The sequence below is a fragment of the Bradyrhizobium sp. 187 genome (genome assembly GCF_023101005.1).
In the GTDB taxonomy this organism is placed as follows: domain Bacteria; phylum Pseudomonadota; class Alphaproteobacteria; order Rhizobiales; family Xanthobacteraceae; genus Bradyrhizobium; species Bradyrhizobium canariense_D.
The window spans coordinates 990,238-1,007,824 of sequence record NZ_CP064693.1 but is presented as its reverse complement, the minus strand read 5'-3'; the positions used below and the strand labels follow the sequence as shown (position 1 = coordinate 1,007,824).

17 protein-coding genes are annotated in these 17,587 nt (G+C 65.1%); 10 read left to right on the top strand and 7 right to left on the bottom strand.

What is annotated here, in order from left to right; genetic code table 11:
- Nucleotides 1-3 precede the first annotated feature (3 nt).
- Together IVB19_RS04870 and IVB19_RS04865 are read right to left on the bottom strand one after the other, a co-directional pair.
- On the bottom strand, nucleotides 4-822 hold the full coding sequence (locus IVB19_RS04870; protein WP_018453448.1) for an inositol monophosphatase family protein: 819 nt from the start codon (nucleotides 820-822) through the stop codon (nucleotides 4-6).
- Complete coding sequence (locus tag IVB19_RS04865; protein WP_018453447.1) at nucleotides 809-2,212, bottom strand: TldD/PmbA family protein; 1,404 nt, start codon at nucleotides 2,210-2,212, stop codon at nucleotides 809-811. The genes IVB19_RS04870 and IVB19_RS04865 overlap by 14 nt, the downstream gene beginning before the upstream one ends.
- Before the next feature lie 264 nt (nucleotides 2,213-2,476).
- Between IVB19_RS04865 and IVB19_RS04860 the strand changes: the two genes are divergently transcribed.
- Entirely contained in the window at nucleotides 2,477-2,995 is a 519-nt protein-coding gene (locus IVB19_RS04860; RefSeq protein WP_018453446.1) for a DUF6101 family protein, read from the top strand.
- On the opposite strand, the gene ubiA is transcribed toward IVB19_RS04860, so the two are convergent.
- Nucleotides 2,992-3,924: a 4-hydroxybenzoate octaprenyltransferase gene (ubiA, locus tag IVB19_RS04855; protein ID WP_018453445.1), complete on the bottom strand. Its 933-nt coding sequence runs from the start codon at nucleotides 3,922-3,924 to the stop codon at nucleotides 2,992-2,994. The genes IVB19_RS04860 and ubiA overlap by 4 nt on opposite strands.
- A complete protein-coding gene (locus IVB19_RS04850; protein WP_085350104.1) occupies nucleotides 3,921-4,580 on the bottom strand; it encodes a hypothetical protein in 660 nt (219 codons plus the stop codon). The genes ubiA and IVB19_RS04850 overlap by 4 nt, the downstream gene beginning before the upstream one ends.
- Nucleotides 4,581-4,789: 209 nt before the next feature.
- Here IVB19_RS04850 and IVB19_RS04845 point away from each other — a divergent pair, with 209 nt between their 5' ends.
- Nucleotides 4,790-5,542, top strand: coding sequence for a 16S rRNA (uracil(1498)-N(3))-methyltransferase (locus tag IVB19_RS04845; protein WP_018453443.1), 753 nt, complete (start codon nucleotides 4,790-4,792; stop codon nucleotides 5,540-5,542).
- Nucleotides 5,543-5,551: 9 nt separating this feature from the next.
- Here the strand turns inward: IVB19_RS04845 and IVB19_RS04840 are convergent, their stop codons facing one another.
- Nucleotides 5,552-6,496: a helix-turn-helix domain-containing protein gene (locus tag IVB19_RS04840; protein ID WP_240543985.1), complete on the bottom strand. Its 945-nt coding sequence runs from the start codon at nucleotides 6,494-6,496 to the stop codon at nucleotides 5,552-5,554.
- A gap of 734 nt (nucleotides 6,497-7,230) precedes the next feature.
- On the opposite strand from IVB19_RS04840, the gene IVB19_RS04835 reads away from it, so the two are divergent.
- From IVB19_RS04835 to IVB19_RS04815, 5 genes are all read left to right on the top strand, one after another.
- The gene (locus IVB19_RS04835; protein WP_026232531.1) at nucleotides 7,231-8,379 is read left to right on the top strand and encodes an ATP phosphoribosyltransferase regulatory subunit; all 1,149 of its coding nucleotides are present in this window, start codon (nucleotides 7,231-7,233) and stop codon (nucleotides 8,377-8,379) included.
- Between the two features lie 3 nt (nucleotides 8,380-8,382).
- Complete coding sequence (gene hisG / locus IVB19_RS04830; RefSeq protein ID WP_018453440.1) at nucleotides 8,383-9,360, top strand: ATP phosphoribosyltransferase; 978 nt, start codon at nucleotides 8,383-8,385, stop codon at nucleotides 9,358-9,360.
- 100 nt (nucleotides 9,361-9,460) lie between these two features.
- Entirely contained in the window at nucleotides 9,461-10,522 is a 1,062-nt protein-coding gene (locus IVB19_RS04825; RefSeq protein ID WP_018453439.1) for a glycosyltransferase family 2 protein, read from the top strand.
- Entirely contained in the window at nucleotides 10,519-11,364 is an 846-nt protein-coding gene (locus IVB19_RS04820; RefSeq protein ID WP_018453438.1) for a ChbG/HpnK family deacetylase, read from the top strand. The genes IVB19_RS04825 and IVB19_RS04820 overlap by 4 nt, the downstream gene beginning before the upstream one ends.
- A 136-nt stretch (nucleotides 11,365-11,500) precedes the next feature.
- Complete coding sequence (locus IVB19_RS04815) at nucleotides 11,501-12,313, top strand: DUF2076 domain-containing protein (RefSeq protein WP_018453437.1); 813 nt, start codon at nucleotides 11,501-11,503, stop codon at nucleotides 12,311-12,313.
- A gap of 73 nt (nucleotides 12,314-12,386) precedes the next feature.
- On the opposite strand, the gene IVB19_RS04810 is transcribed toward IVB19_RS04815, so the two are convergent.
- Entirely contained in the window at nucleotides 12,387-13,187 is an 801-nt protein-coding gene (locus tag IVB19_RS04810) for a L,D-transpeptidase (RefSeq protein ID WP_018453436.1), read from the bottom strand.
- Between the two features lie 314 nt (nucleotides 13,188-13,501).
- Here IVB19_RS04810 and IVB19_RS04805 point away from each other — a divergent pair, with 314 nt between their 5' ends.
- Nucleotides 13,502-14,281 carry a protein phosphatase CheZ gene (locus IVB19_RS04805; RefSeq protein ID WP_018453435.1) on the top strand — a complete coding sequence of 260 codons (780 nt, stop codon included), beginning with the start codon at nucleotides 13,502-13,504 and terminating at the stop codon, nucleotides 14,279-14,281.
- Nucleotides 14,282-14,530: 249 nt separating this feature from the next.
- Here IVB19_RS04805 and IVB19_RS04800 read toward each other — a convergent pair whose 3' ends face one another.
- On the bottom strand, nucleotides 14,531-15,052 hold the full coding sequence (locus IVB19_RS04800; protein WP_018453434.1) for a hypothetical protein: 522 nt from the start codon (nucleotides 15,050-15,052) through the stop codon (nucleotides 14,531-14,533).
- A 313-nt stretch (nucleotides 15,053-15,365) separates the two neighbouring features.
- On the opposite strand from IVB19_RS04800, the gene IVB19_RS04795 reads away from it, so the two are divergent.
- Nucleotides 15,366-15,662, top strand: coding sequence for a co-chaperone GroES (locus IVB19_RS04795; protein ID WP_007596954.1), 297 nt, complete (start codon nucleotides 15,366-15,368; stop codon nucleotides 15,660-15,662).
- A gap of 142 nt (nucleotides 15,663-15,804) precedes the next feature.
- The gene (gene groL, locus IVB19_RS04790) at nucleotides 15,805-17,436 is read left to right on the top strand and encodes a chaperonin GroEL (RefSeq protein WP_018453433.1); all 1,632 of its coding nucleotides are present in this window, start codon (nucleotides 15,805-15,807) and stop codon (nucleotides 17,434-17,436) included.
- Nucleotides 17,437-17,587 lie beyond the last annotated feature (151 nt).

The window sequence follows — 17,587 nt, the reverse complement described above, 5'->3', positions numbered from 1 at the left end:
GCTTCACGGCAAGGGGCGGTTTCGAAAATGCGAGACAATGTTCGCATGACGATCGCGACCCGCTGCCACCAGCACCCCATGCGTGACTTGCCGGCGGTTATAGAGGATGGGATCTCCGGAGAGATCGCTCATCCTACCATCGGCTTCCTGCACGATCAAATCCGCCGCCGCAAGGTCCCAATCATGACTGTTGCCGCCCGCAAAAGCCGCATCCAGCGCGCCATGAGCGACCCGGCACAGACGCAGCGCGAGCGAACCGATTCGCGGATGCAGCTTGATCTCGCCCAGTGACGGCTTCAGGCGCTCGACCAGGGGCTTCGGACCCGCGACCCGCGAGAAGTCAAGCTCGGATCCCGACGTCGCCCGCACCGGCACCTCGTTGAGGGTCGTGCCCTGGCCGCGGGCGGCGAAAAAGAACTCTTCGCTCGTCGGCGCGAACACCGCGGCCAGCACTGGCGAGGCATCCTCGACCAGCGCCACGCTGACGCACCATTCGTCATGGCCATTGAGATAGTTGCGGGTGCCGTCGATGGGATCGACGATCCAGGTCATCCGCCGCGACAGCCGCACCTCGTCGTCGGCGCTCTCCTCCGACAGCCAGCCATAGTCGGGCGTCGCCGCGCGCAGGCGCGCTTCCAGGAGATCGTTGACGGCAATGTCGGCTTCCGAGACCGGCGAGGACGCGCCCTTGGTCCACTTCTTCAGCTCGGTGCGGAACATCGACTGCGCGAGTGCGCCCGCCTCCCGCACCGTCTCTTGCAGCAGCGCCGCGTCGCGCGTCAGGATGGCTTCACCGGTTGCGTTCGCGTCAACGTCCGCCAAGCGTCAAACCCTCGATGCGCACCGTCGGCGCATTGACGCCGTAGCGGAACTCGAGATTGTTCGCCGGCTGCATCGACCTGAAGATCTCGAACAGATGGCCGGCGATCGTCACCTCGCTCACGGGATAAGTGAGTTCGCCGTTCTCAATCCAGAAGCCGGAGGCGCCGCGGCTGTAATCGCCGGTGACGCCGTTGACGCCCGAGCCGATCAAATCGGTGACGTAGAACCCCTGCTTGATGTCGGAGATCAGCTCGGCCGGCGTCGGCGTGCCGGGTTCAAGATGCAGATTGTACGGGCCGGGTGACGGCGAGGAGGACACGCCGCGGTGGGCATGGCCGGTGGTGGTGAGGCCGAGCTCACGCGCGGTCGCGCAATCGAGCAGCCAGGTCGTCAGCACGCCTTCGTCGATCAGCGCGATCTTCTTCACGGCGACGCCTTCGGCGTCGAACGTCTGCGAGCGCAGGCCGCGTTTGCGCAGCGGATCGTCGATGATGCGGATGTTGTTGGCGAACAGCTGCTGGCCGAGCGTGTCCTTCAGGAAGCTGGTCTTGCGCGCGATCGAAGCGCCATTGATGGCGCCGACGACGTGACCGACCAGCGAGCCCGCGACGCGCGGATCGAACACCACAGGCACCTTGCAGGTCTCGACCTTGCGCGGATTGAAGCGCGCCACGGTGCGCTCGCCCGCGGAACGGCCGACGATCTCCGGTGACAAGAGGTCTACACCATGCGGCGCCGAGGTGAAGTCGTAGTCGCGCTCCATGCCGGTGCCGTCACCGACAATGGCGGTGGCGGAGATGCCCTGGCTGGACCGCAGATAAGAACCGTGGAAGCCGGTGCTGGTGACGAGCACCATGCCGCCCATGCCGGCGGAGGCCGAGGCGCCGCCGGATTTGGTCACGCCCTTCACACCAAGCGCCGCAGCCTCGGCTTCGAGCGCGCGACGCTCGAGTTCCGAGGTCGCGGGCACGTCAGGGTCGAGCAGATCGAGATCGGGGAAGTCGCGCGCGAGCAGTGCCGGATCGGCAAGGCCGACATATTTGTCGTCGGGCGCGACGCGCGCCATCGCAACCGCTCGCTCGGCAAGCTTGGTCACGGCATCGCCGCTGGTATCATTGGTCGAGACCACCGCCTGACGGCGGCCGACCAGCACGCGCAGGCCGACATCGTCGCCCTCGGACCGTTCGGATTCCTCGACGCGGCCGTCGCGGACCTCGACGCCTTGCGAGACGCCACGCACGGCGACTGCATCGGCCGCATCCGCGCCGGCGCGCCTTGCAGCCTCCACCAGCCGCTGCGCGAGATCGGAGAGCGCAGACTGGTCGAACAGGTCGCGGCTGGCTGTGGACGAATCCTTGGGCGAAAGCGTCGAGCTTGGTGAAGGGTTCACAAACGAAATCCTGTTGGGGCGGGCTGCGGGACCGGAACCCACAGATGTGCCCTGATCGCGCGGACTTCAAGCATTTTCAGCCCACCAAAAGCTCAGATTCGCACCTTGCGCGCAACGTCTCGTCAATCATGCGCGCCAAGGTCTTGTCAATCATGCGCGGCGGTGAGGTTGGATTAACCAGCCTTTTTAAGCGGTTTCGGAAAGGCTCGCGCTAAGGTCCTCGCATCGACCGGGAACATAATCCTGGCGGGGAGAACTAAAGCCGTGAGGCGTCAAACAGCAACAAGCGGGATCGCTCCCGCCGGGTCGAGCCGCTCCCTGCGGCTCGACCCCCTTTCCCTTCCGGTCCGCTTCGATGCGCATGATCCGCGCGCCGACGGATATGTACGGCAGATCGAGCTTCATCGCGAACGTGTCGTGCTGCACCGTGCCGTCCGCGGCATGCGGATGGCAATCAATGTTCGCGTCAGCGACTTCACCGGCGTCGCGCTGCGCGGCAACGACGAGGCCCAGACCCTCGTCCTCGTTCATCGCGATCCCTCGCTCTCCATTCCGCTGCTGGTCAGCGCCGACGGCGACGAACTCGTTGAGGCCTGGGCAATCTGGAGCGAGCTGTTCGCACTTCCGCAGCTCGACGAAGGCGCACGCCAGCCCGCGCCGCGCCGTCGCCGCGCCAACCCGATTCGCGACCGCCGTCCGAAATTTCTGATGCGCCGCCGCACCGGTGTCGCACGGGAGTTGTCGGTGCATCGCGATGAGCGCGAGATCATCGCCCGGAGTTAAGCCGTCCGCATCACCGCGTCGGCCAGCAAACCCGCAAACAACAACAGCCCAGCGTCGCGGTTCGAGTAGAACAGGCGCTTGCAGAGATCGCCATCGCTGATATTCAGCCGCCCGATCTGCGAGGCCAGATGCACGGCGAAGGCCCCAAGTCCGAGCCAGGCCGGCCAGCGCGCATCGCCCGACGCCAGCGCCACGCCGATCAGCAGCACCGCGAGGCCGTAGAACAGTATCAGCGCCTGGTGCGTATGCGCACCGAACAGGCGCGCGGTGGACTTGATGCCGATCAGCGCATCGTCCTCGGCGTCCTGATGCGCGTAGATCGTGTCGTAGCCGATCACCCAGGAGATCGCGCCGGCATAGAGCACGAGCGCGGTGACATCGATCCGCCCGAAGGTGACGGCAAATCCCATCAGGGCGCCCCAGGAGAACGCGAGCCCGAGCACGATCTGCGGCCACCAGGTGATGCGCTTCATGAACGGGTAGATCGCGACGATCAGCAGCGAGGCAATGCCGGTCAGGATCGCGAAGCGGTTGAACTGCAGCAACACCACGAGCCCGATCAGCGCCTGCGCGACCATGAACGCCAGCGCCTGCTTCGCGCTCACCTGGCCGGAGGGCAGCGGCCGCGAGCGGGTGCGCTCGACCTTGTCGTCGAGGTCACGGTCGGTGATGTCGTTCCAGGTACAGCCTGCCCCCCGCATGACGAAGGCGCCGATGAAGAACAGGACGATGGTGAGCGGCAGGCCGCGGACGTCATGGGCCATGCCGGCGGCGAGCGCCGCCGACCACCAGCACGGCATCAACAGGAGCCAGGAGCCGATCGGACGATCGAAGCGGGACAAGCGCAGATAAGGCCGCGCCCATTGCGGCGCACGCGTATCGACCCAGTTGCCGGTGGAATCGGCAACTCGGGCTGACGTGTCGCTCATCGCGTCAGGACGTTGCCGTTGAGTGTGTCGAAGGTGCTGCCGCCCTTCTTACCGGCATTGGCCTCGGGCGGCGAGCCCGAACCCAGCACTTCGCTCAGCGACGGACCGGCCGGTCCGCGCGGCTGGTTCTGCATCTGCTGCGCAACATTGCAGACCTTCGCCGCCATGGCCTCGGTGTTCTTGTGGCCGTCCTTCATCTGCGCGCCGACCTGCGCCGGAATCCCGCACTTCGAGGCATTGGCCTCGATGTACTTGATCATCTTGGTCTCAGCCTGGCTGAAGTTGCGGATCAGCTTGCAGGCCTCGTCAGGCGGGGCGTGACGGTCGCTCGCGGCCTTGATCAGCTTGCCGCGTTTTTCGGCATCTTCGCGCAGAGGCATGAACGCCTTCATGCAGTCCTCGCCGGGACCGGCTTGCGTCGGCGGGGCCGCGCTGAAGGCGCCGGCGCCACCGACAGGAGCGGCGCCATTCACGGGGAAGGAGGATTGCGGCGCGCCGCCGACGGAGGCGACGGGCGCCGAGCCATTGACGGGCGGGAAGGCGGAACTGGTTGGGGCTTGGCCCGGCAGCGGCGCGGGGAAGCCCTGCGCATAGGCACCAACGGCGCCCATCGTGACCATGGCGGCAGTGATCGGAACCATCAAATGACGGATCATCAAGGCAGTCTCTCCGGCAGGAGCTTGCGGGGTTCGGCGTCTTCCCAATTGAAGCGCAACCGGCGTGCTCGCGATTTTACGATTCCCGCCGGCCCTTAACAACCCGTTGAATAGGGCGGGAGCGCGGCGCGCCGACGCACCATTTTGGCAAAATTTACCCCGAAAGGACTGCTTTCGGTTAAGAACGGCGGCAAATCGGACCTTTGACGATGCCTTCCCACGATTTCCGCGGCCCCCGCCTGTTCGTCGACGCCCCGCTTGCCCAGGACGGCAGGGTCGAGCTCGACCGCGACCAGAGCAATTATCTCGGCAATGTGCTGCGGCTTGCCGCCGGGGCCGAGGTTTTGGCGTTCAACGGCCGCGACGGCGAGTGGCAGGCCGCCATTGAAGGCCGCAAGCGGCCGGACGGTCTCGTCATCCTCCAGCAGACCCGGCCGCAGGACCGGCTGCCCGACCTCGCCTACATCTTCGCTCCGCTCAAGCATGCCCGGCTCGACTACATGGTGCAGAAGGCCATCGAGATGGGCGCCGCCAGCCTGCAGCCGGTTCTGACCCGATTCACCCAGGCCTCACGCGTCAATACCGAGCGGATGCGCGCCAATGTCGTCGAGGCGGCCGAGCAATGCGGCATTCTCAGCATCGCCACCGTTGCCGAGCCGGTGCCGCTGGAGCGCTTCTTGACCCAGCGCGCCGCTGGCAGGCTGCTGATCTTCTGCGACGAGGCGGCGGAGCTCGAAAACCCCATTCGGAGCTTGCAAGCCGCACGCGCCGGGGAGGGAATCGACGTGCTGATCGGACCCGAAGGCGGCTTTGCCGAGGAAGAGCGGGTCCTGCTGCTGCGGCAGCCGAAAATCCTGCGGCTGGCGCTCGGACCCCGCATCATGCGGGCCGACACCGCCGCGGTGGCCGCGCTGGCGCTGGTGCAGGCGGTGCTGGGCGACTGGGGTGGCGAACGCGGCTAAGGCACGTTGCTATTCGCCTCGTAGCGATCGGTTCAGGGTCTCCGAAGGCAACTCTCCGAAAGCCTCTCTGTAGCTCGCTGCGAATTCGCTGAGATGCCAGAAACCATGCGCAAGCGCGCAGGACTTCACACTCCGGCCTGCTCGGCCGGTGCGCAGTTGCTTGCGTACCGACCAGAGGCGCAAGACCCGGCTATAGCGATGTGGGCTCATGCCGCAGATGGCCCGTGTCGCACTCTGGAGAGTCCGGACCGACACGCCCGCCTGTTCCGCCAGTTCGGTGGTCTTGTGCCAGATCATCAGATCGCGCCGAATCAGTTTTTCCATATCAGCCACGATCCGCCGATAATGCTCGGTGGTGGACGACGCAGGTGCGCTTGCGACACTGGACCAGATCGCCGCATCCATCGTGCTGAGCAGTGACCGTTCGACAATCGTTTGCGAAGCCGGCTCATTCAGGAAGTCCGGGTCATTTGCCGCGGTTTCAAGCGAGATCGAGATCAGACGGCGCAGCGAGGCAAGCACGTCCGGCGCCGGATTCAGCAAATGGCATCCATCGCTCAATTCAGGCAATGGCTCCCGCCCGGATGGACTGAAGTAGACCACCGCCAGCAGACGCCCCTCCGGCTCATGCACCAAGCAATCTGAACCGCCTTTTAGAATGACAACAGAACCGCCGGTCGATTGCCCGTTTATGCGGGCAGAGGTCACGTGATCCATCGGTACCACCACTGCGGCAGCATTGGTGAGCTGATAGCCGCGAATGATCCGGGGGAAGGTTTTCAACAGCGACAGGGTCAGGGTCGGCAAGGTGAGCCGGGCACGCATGATCGCGGTCGTCCCGACAGACAACGGCATGCTCGATGCGCCGGCGTATTTCTCGGTCTCACCGAAATGATCGATGTCATACGATTTGAGCTCGAGCGCCGAGGACGGCTTGAGATCCTGGAACGACATCAAGCGATCCGCCGCTATCTTTTGCATTGCCTCGCGAGCAGGGACTAGACGGCTTTGATCCATGTTCTGCTGCTTACCTGACGTTCTTCGTAGAGACGGCGACTTTAGCGCGGCGCAAACCACCCGGCGCTCTGGCCCCGGCGCGCCGCAGGTCGCGGGGCATTGAGAATGGCACGAACGATCAGAAGGTCGAGTGGATCTAAGTCGTAGTGCCGGAACATCTCGCTAATCAAAACAGCATATAGGCCAGCGTGTGTCGCGCGACCGTTCCGATAACGTCTGTGCGTTGCCGCATGAATCGGAAACCAACTTTCGCATTGTAAACGAAGGCTCTGCGAACGGACCGTCCGCCCTACCCAAATTGAGCATGCGACCAGTGGACACCCTCAACCGGGCCAAGCAGCTCGCGGATGAGGTTACATGTGAGGCAGCGAGCATTCCGGCCAGGCGGCCATTCCTTCGTGGAAGCGGCCCGGAGAGCTCGCTGGCCGAATGAATGAGGGTGAGGCGTCCAACCTAACTCGATCGGCCGCAGCGCGATTAGGTATTATATTACCTAGCTTGGCGACGACGCCTGAATTGGGCTTCGCATCCTCTGCTGACGGTGCGTCGCTCCGGCGCTGTTAAGCGATTGATCCTTTGGAGGTCGAAACCGCTTCCGGGCCATGCTAAGGCCTGCGGCAATTCGTTCCCTGCTTGCCCTGCCCGGTTCCACCGGGACGATGGACCCCGAGATGACCGCGACTGCCACCTCAAATGCTGCCGGCTCCGCCTGGGCGGACACGCTGCTGCTGTCGTTCGCGCAGGCCGGCTATGTCAGGGCCGAGCCCGCCATCCTGCAGCCGGCCGAACCGTTCCTGGATCTCTCCGGCGAGGACATCCGCAAGAGCCTGTACCTGACAACGGACCTATCCGGCGATGAGCTCTGCCTGCGCCCGGACCTGACCATACCGGTGGCCCGCGATTACCTCAGCTCTGGCCGTGCCGGCCAGCCGGCCGGGTTCAGTTATCTCGGCCCGGTGTTCCGCTACCGCAGCGGCCAGAGCAGCGAATTCCTGCAGGCCGGCATCGAGTCGTTCGGCCGCCAGGACCGCGCCGCGGCCGATGCCGAAATGCTGGCGCTGGCGCTGGAGGCGACCGCCGCCTTCGGCGTTCGCGACGTCGAGATCCGCACCGGCGACGTGGCGCTGTTCAACGCGCTGCTCGACGCGCTCGACCTCTATCCGGTCTGGCGCCGCCGCCTGGTCAAGGATTTCAACCGCAAGATCAGCCTGGAGCAAGATCTCGAGCGGCTGGCAGCCGCGACCACCGCGACCCGCAGCGAATATGAGGGCGTGCTCGCGGCGCTCGCCGGCTCCGACCGCAAGGCAGCGCTCGCTTTCGTAACCGACCTCATGTCGATCGCCGGCACCACCAATGTCGGCGGCCGCACCACCGCCGAGATTGCCGACCGCTTCCTCGAGCAGTCGACGCTGAAGGGCGGCGCGCTGCCGCGCGAGGCCATCGCCGTGCTCAAACGTTTCCTGTCGATATCGGGTAACCCCGATGACGCCGTGGCCGAGCTGCGCGCGCTCACCAATGATGCGAAGCTCGACCTCAGTGCTGCGATCGACCAGTTCGAAAGCCGGGTCGGCTTCATGGCCGCGCGCGGCATCGATGTGAAGGCGACGCGCTTTTCCACCGCGTTCGGGCGCGGGCTCGACTACTACACCGGCTTCGAATTCGAGCTGCATCACCGCGGCAACGGCGCCGAGCCGCTGGTTGCCGGCGGCCGCTATGACGGATTGATGACCCAGCTTGGATCGGCCGAGCCGATCCCCGCGGTCGGTTTCTCGGTCTGGGTGGATGCGCTGACCCGGATCGGCCGCAAGGTGGGAGCTTAAGTCATGAGCGCGCCATTCGTTCTGGCCGTTCCCTCCAAGGGCCGCCTTCAGGAAAATACCGAGGCCTTCTTCGCCCGCGCCGGGCTGAAGCTGTCGAAGGCGGGCGGCGCCCGCGACTATCGCGGCACGCTCGCTGGCCTCGACAATGTCGAGGTCGCCTATCTCTCGGCGAGCGAAATCGCCTCGCAACTGTCCCGCGGCTCGGCGCATCTCGGCGTCACTGGCGAGGATCTGGTGCGGGAGACCATCGCGGACGCCGACAAGCGCGTCTCCCTGATCGAAGGCCTCGGCTTCGGCTATGCCGACGTCGTCGTCGCGGTGCCGCAGGCGTGGATCGACGTCCGCACCATGGCCGACCTCGACGACGTCACCACCGGCTTCCGCGAGCAGCATCACATGCGGATGCGGGTCGCAACCAAGTTCATCAATCTCACCCGCGCCTTCTTCCAGAGCCAAGGCATCACCGATTACCGCATCGTCGAAAGCACGGGCGCGACCGAAGGCGCACCGGCCGCCGGCAGCGCCGAGTTGATCGTCGATATCACCACGACCGGCGCGACGCTCGCCGCCAACGGATTGCGGGTGCTCGACGACGGCGTGATCCTGCGCAGCCAGGCCAATCTGGTCGCCTCAAGGGACGCCGATTGGTCGCCGCAAGCGCGGGAGACCGCGCGAATCATCCTCGATCACATCGCGGCGCGGGCGCGGGCCAACAAATACCGCGAAGTCCGCACCCGCTTCCGCCAGTGCGACGCGGCCATGCTCACCGAGGCCCATGAGCGCTTCGGCGTCGAAGCCCCGTTCGGCGGACCGACCTCGTCAGGCATGCTCACGCTGCACTGCCCGCCGGGCCAGCTCTATGCACTCGCGAGCTTCCTGCGCGGGCATGGCGCCGAGACCGTCTCGGTGGTTTCGCTGGATTACGTGTTCGACCGGGAGAACCCGCTGTTCGCCAGGCTCGAGGCGTTCCTGCGGCAGTGAGCCCAAAGTTTGTTGAGCAATTCCGTTCAGCGTAGCGACAGCAAACGGCAGCTACCATATGCTGTTGAGATGACCTTGAACGCCTCTGGAACCTTGATCGATGACGCTGGGCTCTGACGTTTCCGGCATGACGACCAACGCGGCAAGCGCCGCCGCGAAGGGGCTGTCGATTGTCGTCCCGCTCTACAACGAAGCCGCGGGCCTCGCCGCCCTACACCAGCGCATCTGCGATCTCGCAAAGACCTTGCGGCAGCGCTATCGCTTGGCTTGCGAGGTCGTCTATGTCGACGACGGTAGCGCGGACGCGACGCTGTCGATCGCCCGCTCGCTGCCGGCCGACGCGGTCGACGTCCAGGTGGTGTCGCTGTCGCGCAATTTCGGCAAGGAGGCCGCGCTGATGGCTGGCCTCGACCATGCCCGGCTCGGCGCGGTGCTGTTCATGGACGGCGACGGCCAGCATCCGCCGTCGCTGGTCGAGCGACTGGTGCGGCACTGGATCGAGGACGGCTACGACGTCGTCTATACCGCCAAGGCGCATCGCGACAACGAGCCCTTCCTGCGGCGGCTCGCCGGGCGCGGCTTCTATGCGCTGATCAATTGGGGCGCGCGCCAGAAGATTCCCGAAGACGCCGGCGACTTCCGCCTGCTGTCGCCGCGCGCGGTCGCAGCACTGAGGCAGCTGCCCGAGCGCAACCGCTTCTTCAAGGGCCTCGCGAGCTGGATCGGCTTCCGCCAGATCCGCGTCGATTACGAGCCCGCGCCGCGCACCCATGGCGTGACGACCTTCAGCGCCGCACGCCTGCTTGGTCTTTCGATCGAAGGCGTCACCTCGTTCTCGGTGGCGCCGCTGCGCTTCGCCAGCCTGCTCGGCGTGATCCTCGCCGGCGGAGCGTTCCTGTTCGGTCTGTCGATCCTCTGGGAGGTCTTGACCACCGGCAAGCAGGTGCCCGGCTATCCCTCACTCGTGATCGGCCTGATGACGATCGGCGGCGTGCAGCTCATCATGATCGGCATCGTCGGCGAATATATCGGCAAGATCCTCTCCGAGCTGAAGGCGCGCCCGATCTACTTCGTCGCCGAGCACAGTGAAAAGCATTTCGAAACCGAGAAGGCCCAGGACGCTTCAAGCCTGGACGCCTCGAAGAGGACGGCGGCCGAATGAGCGCGGCCGCGCCGCTGCGGCGGATCTGGCTCTGCGCCGACGATTACGGCATCAGCCCGGGCGTCAATCGCGCCATCCGCGACCTGATCGAACGCGGCCGTCTCAACGCTACCTCGGTGATGATGGTGGGACCTGCGGTCGAGCGCAGCGAGATCGAAGCGCTCCAGGCGGCAGCGCAAGCGAGCCCACGCTGCGCGATCGGATTGCACGTGACGTTGTCGGCACCGTTCCGGCCGCTCACCATGCATTTCCGTCCGCTCGACGGCGACATGTTTCTCCCGTTTCCGAAGCTGCTGCGCGCGGGTCTTGCGCGAAGGCTCGACCGCGAGTTCTTTCGCAACGAGGTCAAGGCGCAGCTGGCAGCCTTCGCGAAAGCGTTCGGACGCGCGCCTGACTTCGTCGACGGCCATCAGCATGTGCAGCTCTACCCGCAGGTGCGCGACGGCTTTGTCGATGCGGTGAGCGAAGTCGCGCCAAAAGCCTGGGTGCGCCAGGGCGGCCGCGACCTGCCGCTGATGCAGCGGCTGGCCTCACCGAAAGCCATGGTGCTCGACATTCTCAGCGCGCAATTCCGCCGCCGTGCCGTCAGCGCGGGCCTCAGCTTCAATCCCGGCTTCGCCGGCGCCTATGATTTCACGCGGGCGGCCGATTTCGGCGAGCTGATGCGGCAATTTCTCGAAGGCCTGCCGGATGGCGGCCTCGTGATGTGTCATCCCGGCTTCGTCGACGAAATTCTCACCGGGCTCGACCCGATGACGGATGTCCGCGAACGCGAGCACTCCTATCTCGCCGGCGATGCCTTTGCGCGCCTGCTGACGGACAGCGGCGTCACGCTGGGGTAAAACCGGCGAAGTTTGCGAGAAAGCCGCCCCGCGGGGCAGCTTGTCGCATACCGAAATTTAATCCAGCCGGCACTGTTGGGGCCACAATGGAACCCTACATCTGCCTCGCGCTTGTTTTGCGCGAGGGAGACTGACCATGACGCCGCAGGAACGCCAGCTCGTCGACGAGCTTTTCGACCGGCTTTCGAAACTGGAAAATGCACCGCGCGATCCCGACGCGATCGCCGCGATCTCCGACGGCCTGCGCAAGGCGCCCGGCGCCATCTATGCGCTGGTGCAGACCGTGCTGTTGCAGGACGAGGCGCTGAAGCGTGCTCACAACCGCATCCAAGAGCTGGAGGCGGCGCAGGCGCCCGAGCAGGCGCAGTCCGGCGGTTTCCTGGACACCATGCGCGACACGCTATTCGGCGGGGGCCCGTCGCGCGGCTCGGTTCCGAACGTGCCGCCGCGTGACTCGCGGCCGGTATGGAACAGCGGCCAGGCGATGCAGCAGCCCCAGCCGGGCTATGGCCAACCACCGTACGGGCAGGCCTACGGCCAAGGACCGGGTCAGGGCTATGGTGCGCCGCCGATCGGCGGTGGCGGTGGCTCGTTCCTCGGCACGGCGGCGGCCGCCGCGGCCGGCGTCGTCGGCGGCTCGCTGCTGCTCTCCAGCATCCGCGGCATGATGGGCGGATCGCATCAGCAGGCCTTCGGCGACACCAATGCCCTGGGCGATCGCAGCCCCTGGACCGGCAGCGATCAGTCCGGCGGCTCGCTCGCGCGCGATGCCGGCCTCGACGACATCGGCTCGAACCGCGGCGATGCTTCCCGGCAGGGCTTCGCCGACCACGCTTCGAACGACGACCAGAATTACAACGATCAGAACGACAATGACGGCGGCAATGTCGACCTCGCCGACGACGGCGATTTCGGCGGCGGAGATGATGGCGGCAGCGATTACGCCTGACGCTTCTTATCCTTGCTCCAAACGAGAACGGCCGCCGATGAGGCGGCCGTTTTTGGTTCCGAGCGCTATGCGCCTACATCACCACGACCTTGGTGCCGACGTTGACGCGGCCGTAGAGATCGATGACGTCCTCGTTGCGCATGCGAATGCAGCCCGAGGAGACGTTGGTACCGATGGTCCAAGGCTCGTTGGAGCCGTGGATACGGTAGAGCGTCGAGCCGAGATACATCGCGCGCGCACCGAGCGGATTTTCGGGGCCGCCTTCCATATGCCTCGGCAGGTCAGGACGGCGCGCGATCATTTCCGCCGGCGGCGTCCAGGCCGGCCATTCGCGCTTGGCCGTGATCGACTTCACGCCGGACCAGGTGAAGCCGGGGCGGCCGACGCCGATGCCGTAGCGCATCGCGCGGCCGTTGCCCTCGACGAGGTAGAGGAATTTGTTCGGCGTATCGACCACGATCGTGCCGGCGCTTTCGTTGCCGCTATAGTCAACGAGTTGTTTCTCGAATTTCGGATCGAACTGACGCTGCCGCGGGTCGACCGCCTCCTGCTGGAGACCTGCGTCCTGCATCTGCGGTTCGCCCATCGGCGGCAGGCGGCGCTGGTCATAATAACCCGGCTGCTGCTGATACACCGGCTGCTGCGGAGCGTAGGCCGGACCGCGACCGGGCCCGTCACCGAAGATGAACTCGATGAAGCCGCCGCCCATGTTCGAATTGGACGCGACGCGAACCGGCGCAGGCGGCACCTGCGGCTGGTACAGCACCGCGGGCGGATCGTTCGGCACGCTATTGTCGAAGGCGCTGGCGCTGTTGACGCCGGCAAGGAAGGTGCAAGCGCTGCCAAGCAGCGCAACAGACATTTTCTTGAACATCGACGTACTCTGTACTGTTTCGTCTAGATCACATGCGTCGTGGCGAGGTGATGGCTGATCCGCACCCGCGACGTGGTCAATAAAGAGCAAAAGCCGTTTTGTTTGGTAAACGGAAACGCCATTTCGATTCACCACGTCGTCGGCAGCGGCGCAATTTGGCGATCAGCGTTTATTTTCGATGAACGCCGCGCACGCATGGTTAATCGCTCGTTTGCAAGCCGTCGCGCACAGCCGTACGACAGTTCCGGCTGTGAACTTCGTGTTAAATCGCTTCTGCCTACAAAGACGCGTGAGTGAGGTGGGGGGAGTTCTTGATGGCTATTCACCGCAAACGTTTTCGTGTCGAGGAGGCTATTGTCGGCGAGATGCCCAGCCCCGAAATGATTGAGGAGGCTGCGCCGATGCATAGCGAGATCATGGCCGAGTTGCGTGCGATCCGCACGCAGATGGCGAAGGGCACCGCGCCGTTGTCCGGCAGCGCCGCCATGGCGGCGATCGACGCCTCCACCGCCCACGAGCTCTCGGAAGCCCGTACCATGCTCGATACTTACCGAGCGCAGATCGAGCAGTGCGAGAAGCTGAAGGTCGAGCTCGACCTCATCCACGACGCCATCGACCGCACCAAGCGCGAGATCGCGACACTGCATGGCAAGAGCTTCGACGGCGGCGAAATGGCCAAGGTCAATGGCGAGCTCGGCGCGGTCGTCGGCGGTACCGAACAGGCGACCCAGCAGATCCTCGAAGCCGCCGAGTCGATCGACCAGGCGGCCAGCGCGATGGCCAAGGTGCAATCGGCCGATCAGCAGAAGCGGCTCGCCGACGATATCCAGGAACGCGTCATCTCGATCTTCGAAGCCTGCAACTTCCAGGACCTGACTGGTCAGCGCATCAGCAAGGTCATGAGCACGATGAAGTTCATCGAGCAGCACATCAATTCCATGATGGAAATCTGGGGCGGCGTCGACGCGATCAAGTCCCACGTCGTGCCGCAGGTCGACACCCGCAGCGATGACGACAAGCTTCTCAACGGCCCGAAGCTCGCAGGCGACGTCGGCCACGCCTCGCAGGACGACATCGACGCGCTGTTCGACTGAACGGACGCGACGCTCTGAATAACGAAACGCCGGCGCAAGCCGGCGTTTTTTTGTTGTCTATCGTCCCCCGCTGTCATCGTCCGCGCAGGCGGACGATCCAGTATTCCAGAGACGGCAATGATTGAGCCGAGAAGCCGCGGCGTACTGGATGTCCGCCTGCCGCCTACGCTAAAGCTTCGGCGCCCCTGGACCTCAACCCCGGCGAAGCCTTGGCGTAGCCGGGTCGCGGGGCATGACGAAGGATAGAGACTACGCCCTCGGCGCGCAGCGGACGTAGACCATGTTGCCGTAGCGGGTGGCGGCGTCCTTGTCGATGAAGCGGGTGATGAGGACGCGGCCGTCGAAGGAGACGATCTCGCGGTCCTGGTCGCCGGGCGTCGGACCTGCCGGCCCGATATAGTTCTTGCCGCTCGGCGAGCCCTTCAGGCGCAGCTCCTGCGGTGTTGCCTGGTCGGCCAGATGCATGATCACGCCGCCGGAGGAGCCGGCCGTGATCACGTAAGGATTTTTGCATTGGGCCCGGGCGGCAGCCTCGGTGCGGGCGCGGTCGGCCGGGTTCTGGAACGAGGCCAGGCCCCAGCGCCCGACGATCTCGTCGGCGCGGATCGACGCGGGCATTTCCGGACCGGTGCCGGGCTCGGCCTCGGGGGGCGGTGAGGACGAAGAAAAGGACGGCAGGCTCATGCCGCCGCCGCAGGCACCAAGCAGCAGCGCCAGGCAAGAAGCCGCCGCCAGATTGGCGACCGTGCGCGCGTGAGCTGAACTGATCATGGCATTCCCCCGGACAAAACCATGGCCGCACCCCTTACGCAGCCAAGCGCAAAACCGCTGCCGGAGCAATGACGTCCTTTAATACGCCGGCACCCCGAACAAGTTTCCAATGTCACCATCCTATATCCGTCTCACCAATCGCTTAACCACCTTTGCTTGACAGGATCGCGGCCAAGCCATATTCCCGGGCGCACCATTAGCACTCTGAAAGATGGATTGCTAACGCGCGCCGATCGATCCTCGGGAAGGGTGGACGGAAGCGCCGCCCGCCCACTTCCTCTCCTTCCGAAGCGAGCCTCCAAAGGGAAACGTCATGACTAAATCCAAATTTCGTCCGCTGCATGACCGTGTCGTGGTCAAACGTATCGACGCCGAGTCAAAGACCAAGGGCGGCATCATCATTCCGGACACGGCCAAGGAAAAGCCGTCCCAGGGCGAAGTCGTCGCCGTCGGCCCCGGTGGTCGCGACGAGGCCGGCAAGCTGATCCCGATCGACCTCAAGGTCGGCGACCGTGTGCTGTTTGGCAAGTGGTCGGGCACCGAGGTCAAGATCGACAACGATGAGCTCCTGATCATGAAGGAGTCGGACATTATGGGCGTGATGGCCTAAGGCCAGACGCCTGAACGGCCGCTGAATGCATGCCCGGGTCACTCGATCCGGGCATGCATCATTCCGCCGGGTTCGATCGCGGACCCCGGAATGAGGCGACCCAATTAGCAAGACACATCACGAAGAAGAGGAATTGCAGACCATGGCTGCCAAAGACGTCAAGTTTTCCGGAGACGCGCGCGAACGCATGCTGCGCGGCGTCGATATTCTCGCCAACGCCGTCAAGGTGACGCTCGGCCCGAAAGGCCGCAACGTGCTCATCGAGAAGTCGTTCGGCGCGCCCCGCATCACCAAGGACGGCGTCACCGTCGCCAAGGAGATCGAGCTCGAGGACAAGTTCGAGAACATGGGCGCCCAGATGGTGCGTGAGGTCGCCTCCAAGACCAACGACCTCGCCGGCGACGGCACCACCACCGCGACCGTGCTGGCCCAGTCCATCGTCCGCGAAGGCGCCAAGTCGGTTGCCGCCGGCATGAACCCGATGGACCTCAAGCGCGGCATCGACATCGCGGTCGCGGCCGTCGTCAAGGACATCGAGAAGCGCGCCAAGCCGGTCGCCGCCTCCTCCGAGGTCGCCCAGGTCGGCACCATTTCGGCCAACGGCGATGCCGCCATCGGCAAGATGATCGCGCAGGCGATGCAGAAGGTCGGCAACGAGGGCGTCATCACCGTCGAGGAGAACAAGTCACTCGACACCGAGGTGGACATCGTCGAGGGCATGAAGTTCGACCGCGGCTATCTCAGCCCCTACTTCGTCACCAACCCCGAGAAGATGACGGCCGAGCTCGAGGACGCTTACATCCTCCTGCACGAGAAGAAGCTGTCCGGCCTGCAGGCCATGCTGCCCGTGCTGGAAGCCGTGGTGCAGTCGGGCAAGCCGCTCGTCATCATCGCCGAGGACGTCGAGGGCGAGGCGCTGGCCACCCTGGTCGTCAACCGCCTCCGTGGCGGCCTGAAGGTCGCCGCCGTCAAGGCGCCGGGCTTCGGCGACCGCCGCAAGGCCATGCTCGAGGACCTCGCGATCCTCACCGGCGGCCAGCTGATCTCCGAAGACCTCGGCATGAAGCTCGAGAGCGTGACGGTGAAGATGCTTGGGCGCGCGGGCAAGGTTGTGATCGACAAGGAGAACACCACGATCGTCAAGGGCGCCGGCAGGAAGCCGGAGATCGAGGCCCGCGTCGGCCAGATCAAGGCCCAGATCGAGGAAACCACCTCGGATTACGACCGTGAGAAGCTCCAGGAGCGCCTCGCCAAGCTCGCAGGCGGCGTCGCGGTGATCCGCGTCGGCGGTGCCACCGAGATCGAGGTCAAGGAGAAGAAGGACCGCGTCGAGGATGCGCTCAACGCCACTCGCGCCGCGGTGCAGGAAGGCATCGTCCCCGGCGGCGGCGTCGCGCTGCTCCGCGCCAAGAAGGCGGTCGGCCGTCTGACCAACGCCAATGCCGACGTCCAGGCCGGCATCAACATCGTGCTGAAGGCACTGGAAGCCCCGATCCGCCAAATCTCCGAGAACGCGGGCGTGGAAGGCTCGATCGTCGTCGGCAAGATCCTGGAGAACAAGTCCGAGACCTTCGGCTTCGACGCCCAGACCGAGGAGTATGTCGACATGGTCGAGAAGGGCATCATCGACCCCGCCAAGGTGGTGCGTACCGCGCTCCAGGACGCCGCATCGATCGCCGGTCTGCTGGTGACCACCGAGGCCATGGTCGCGGAGTCGCCGAAGAAGGAAGCCGCCTCCGGCATGCCGGCCGGTGGCGGTATGGGCGGCTTCTAAGGCCGAACCTCGCCTGACAGTGCTGCGAAGGCCGCCTCCGGGCGGCCTTCTTTTTGCCGATCATGGCCCGTGCTTTCCAATTCAACCGGCGGCCAAAACCCACTACGGTGACGGCCGATTCGAATTGTTTGGGCCTGATCTCGTCGGAAAA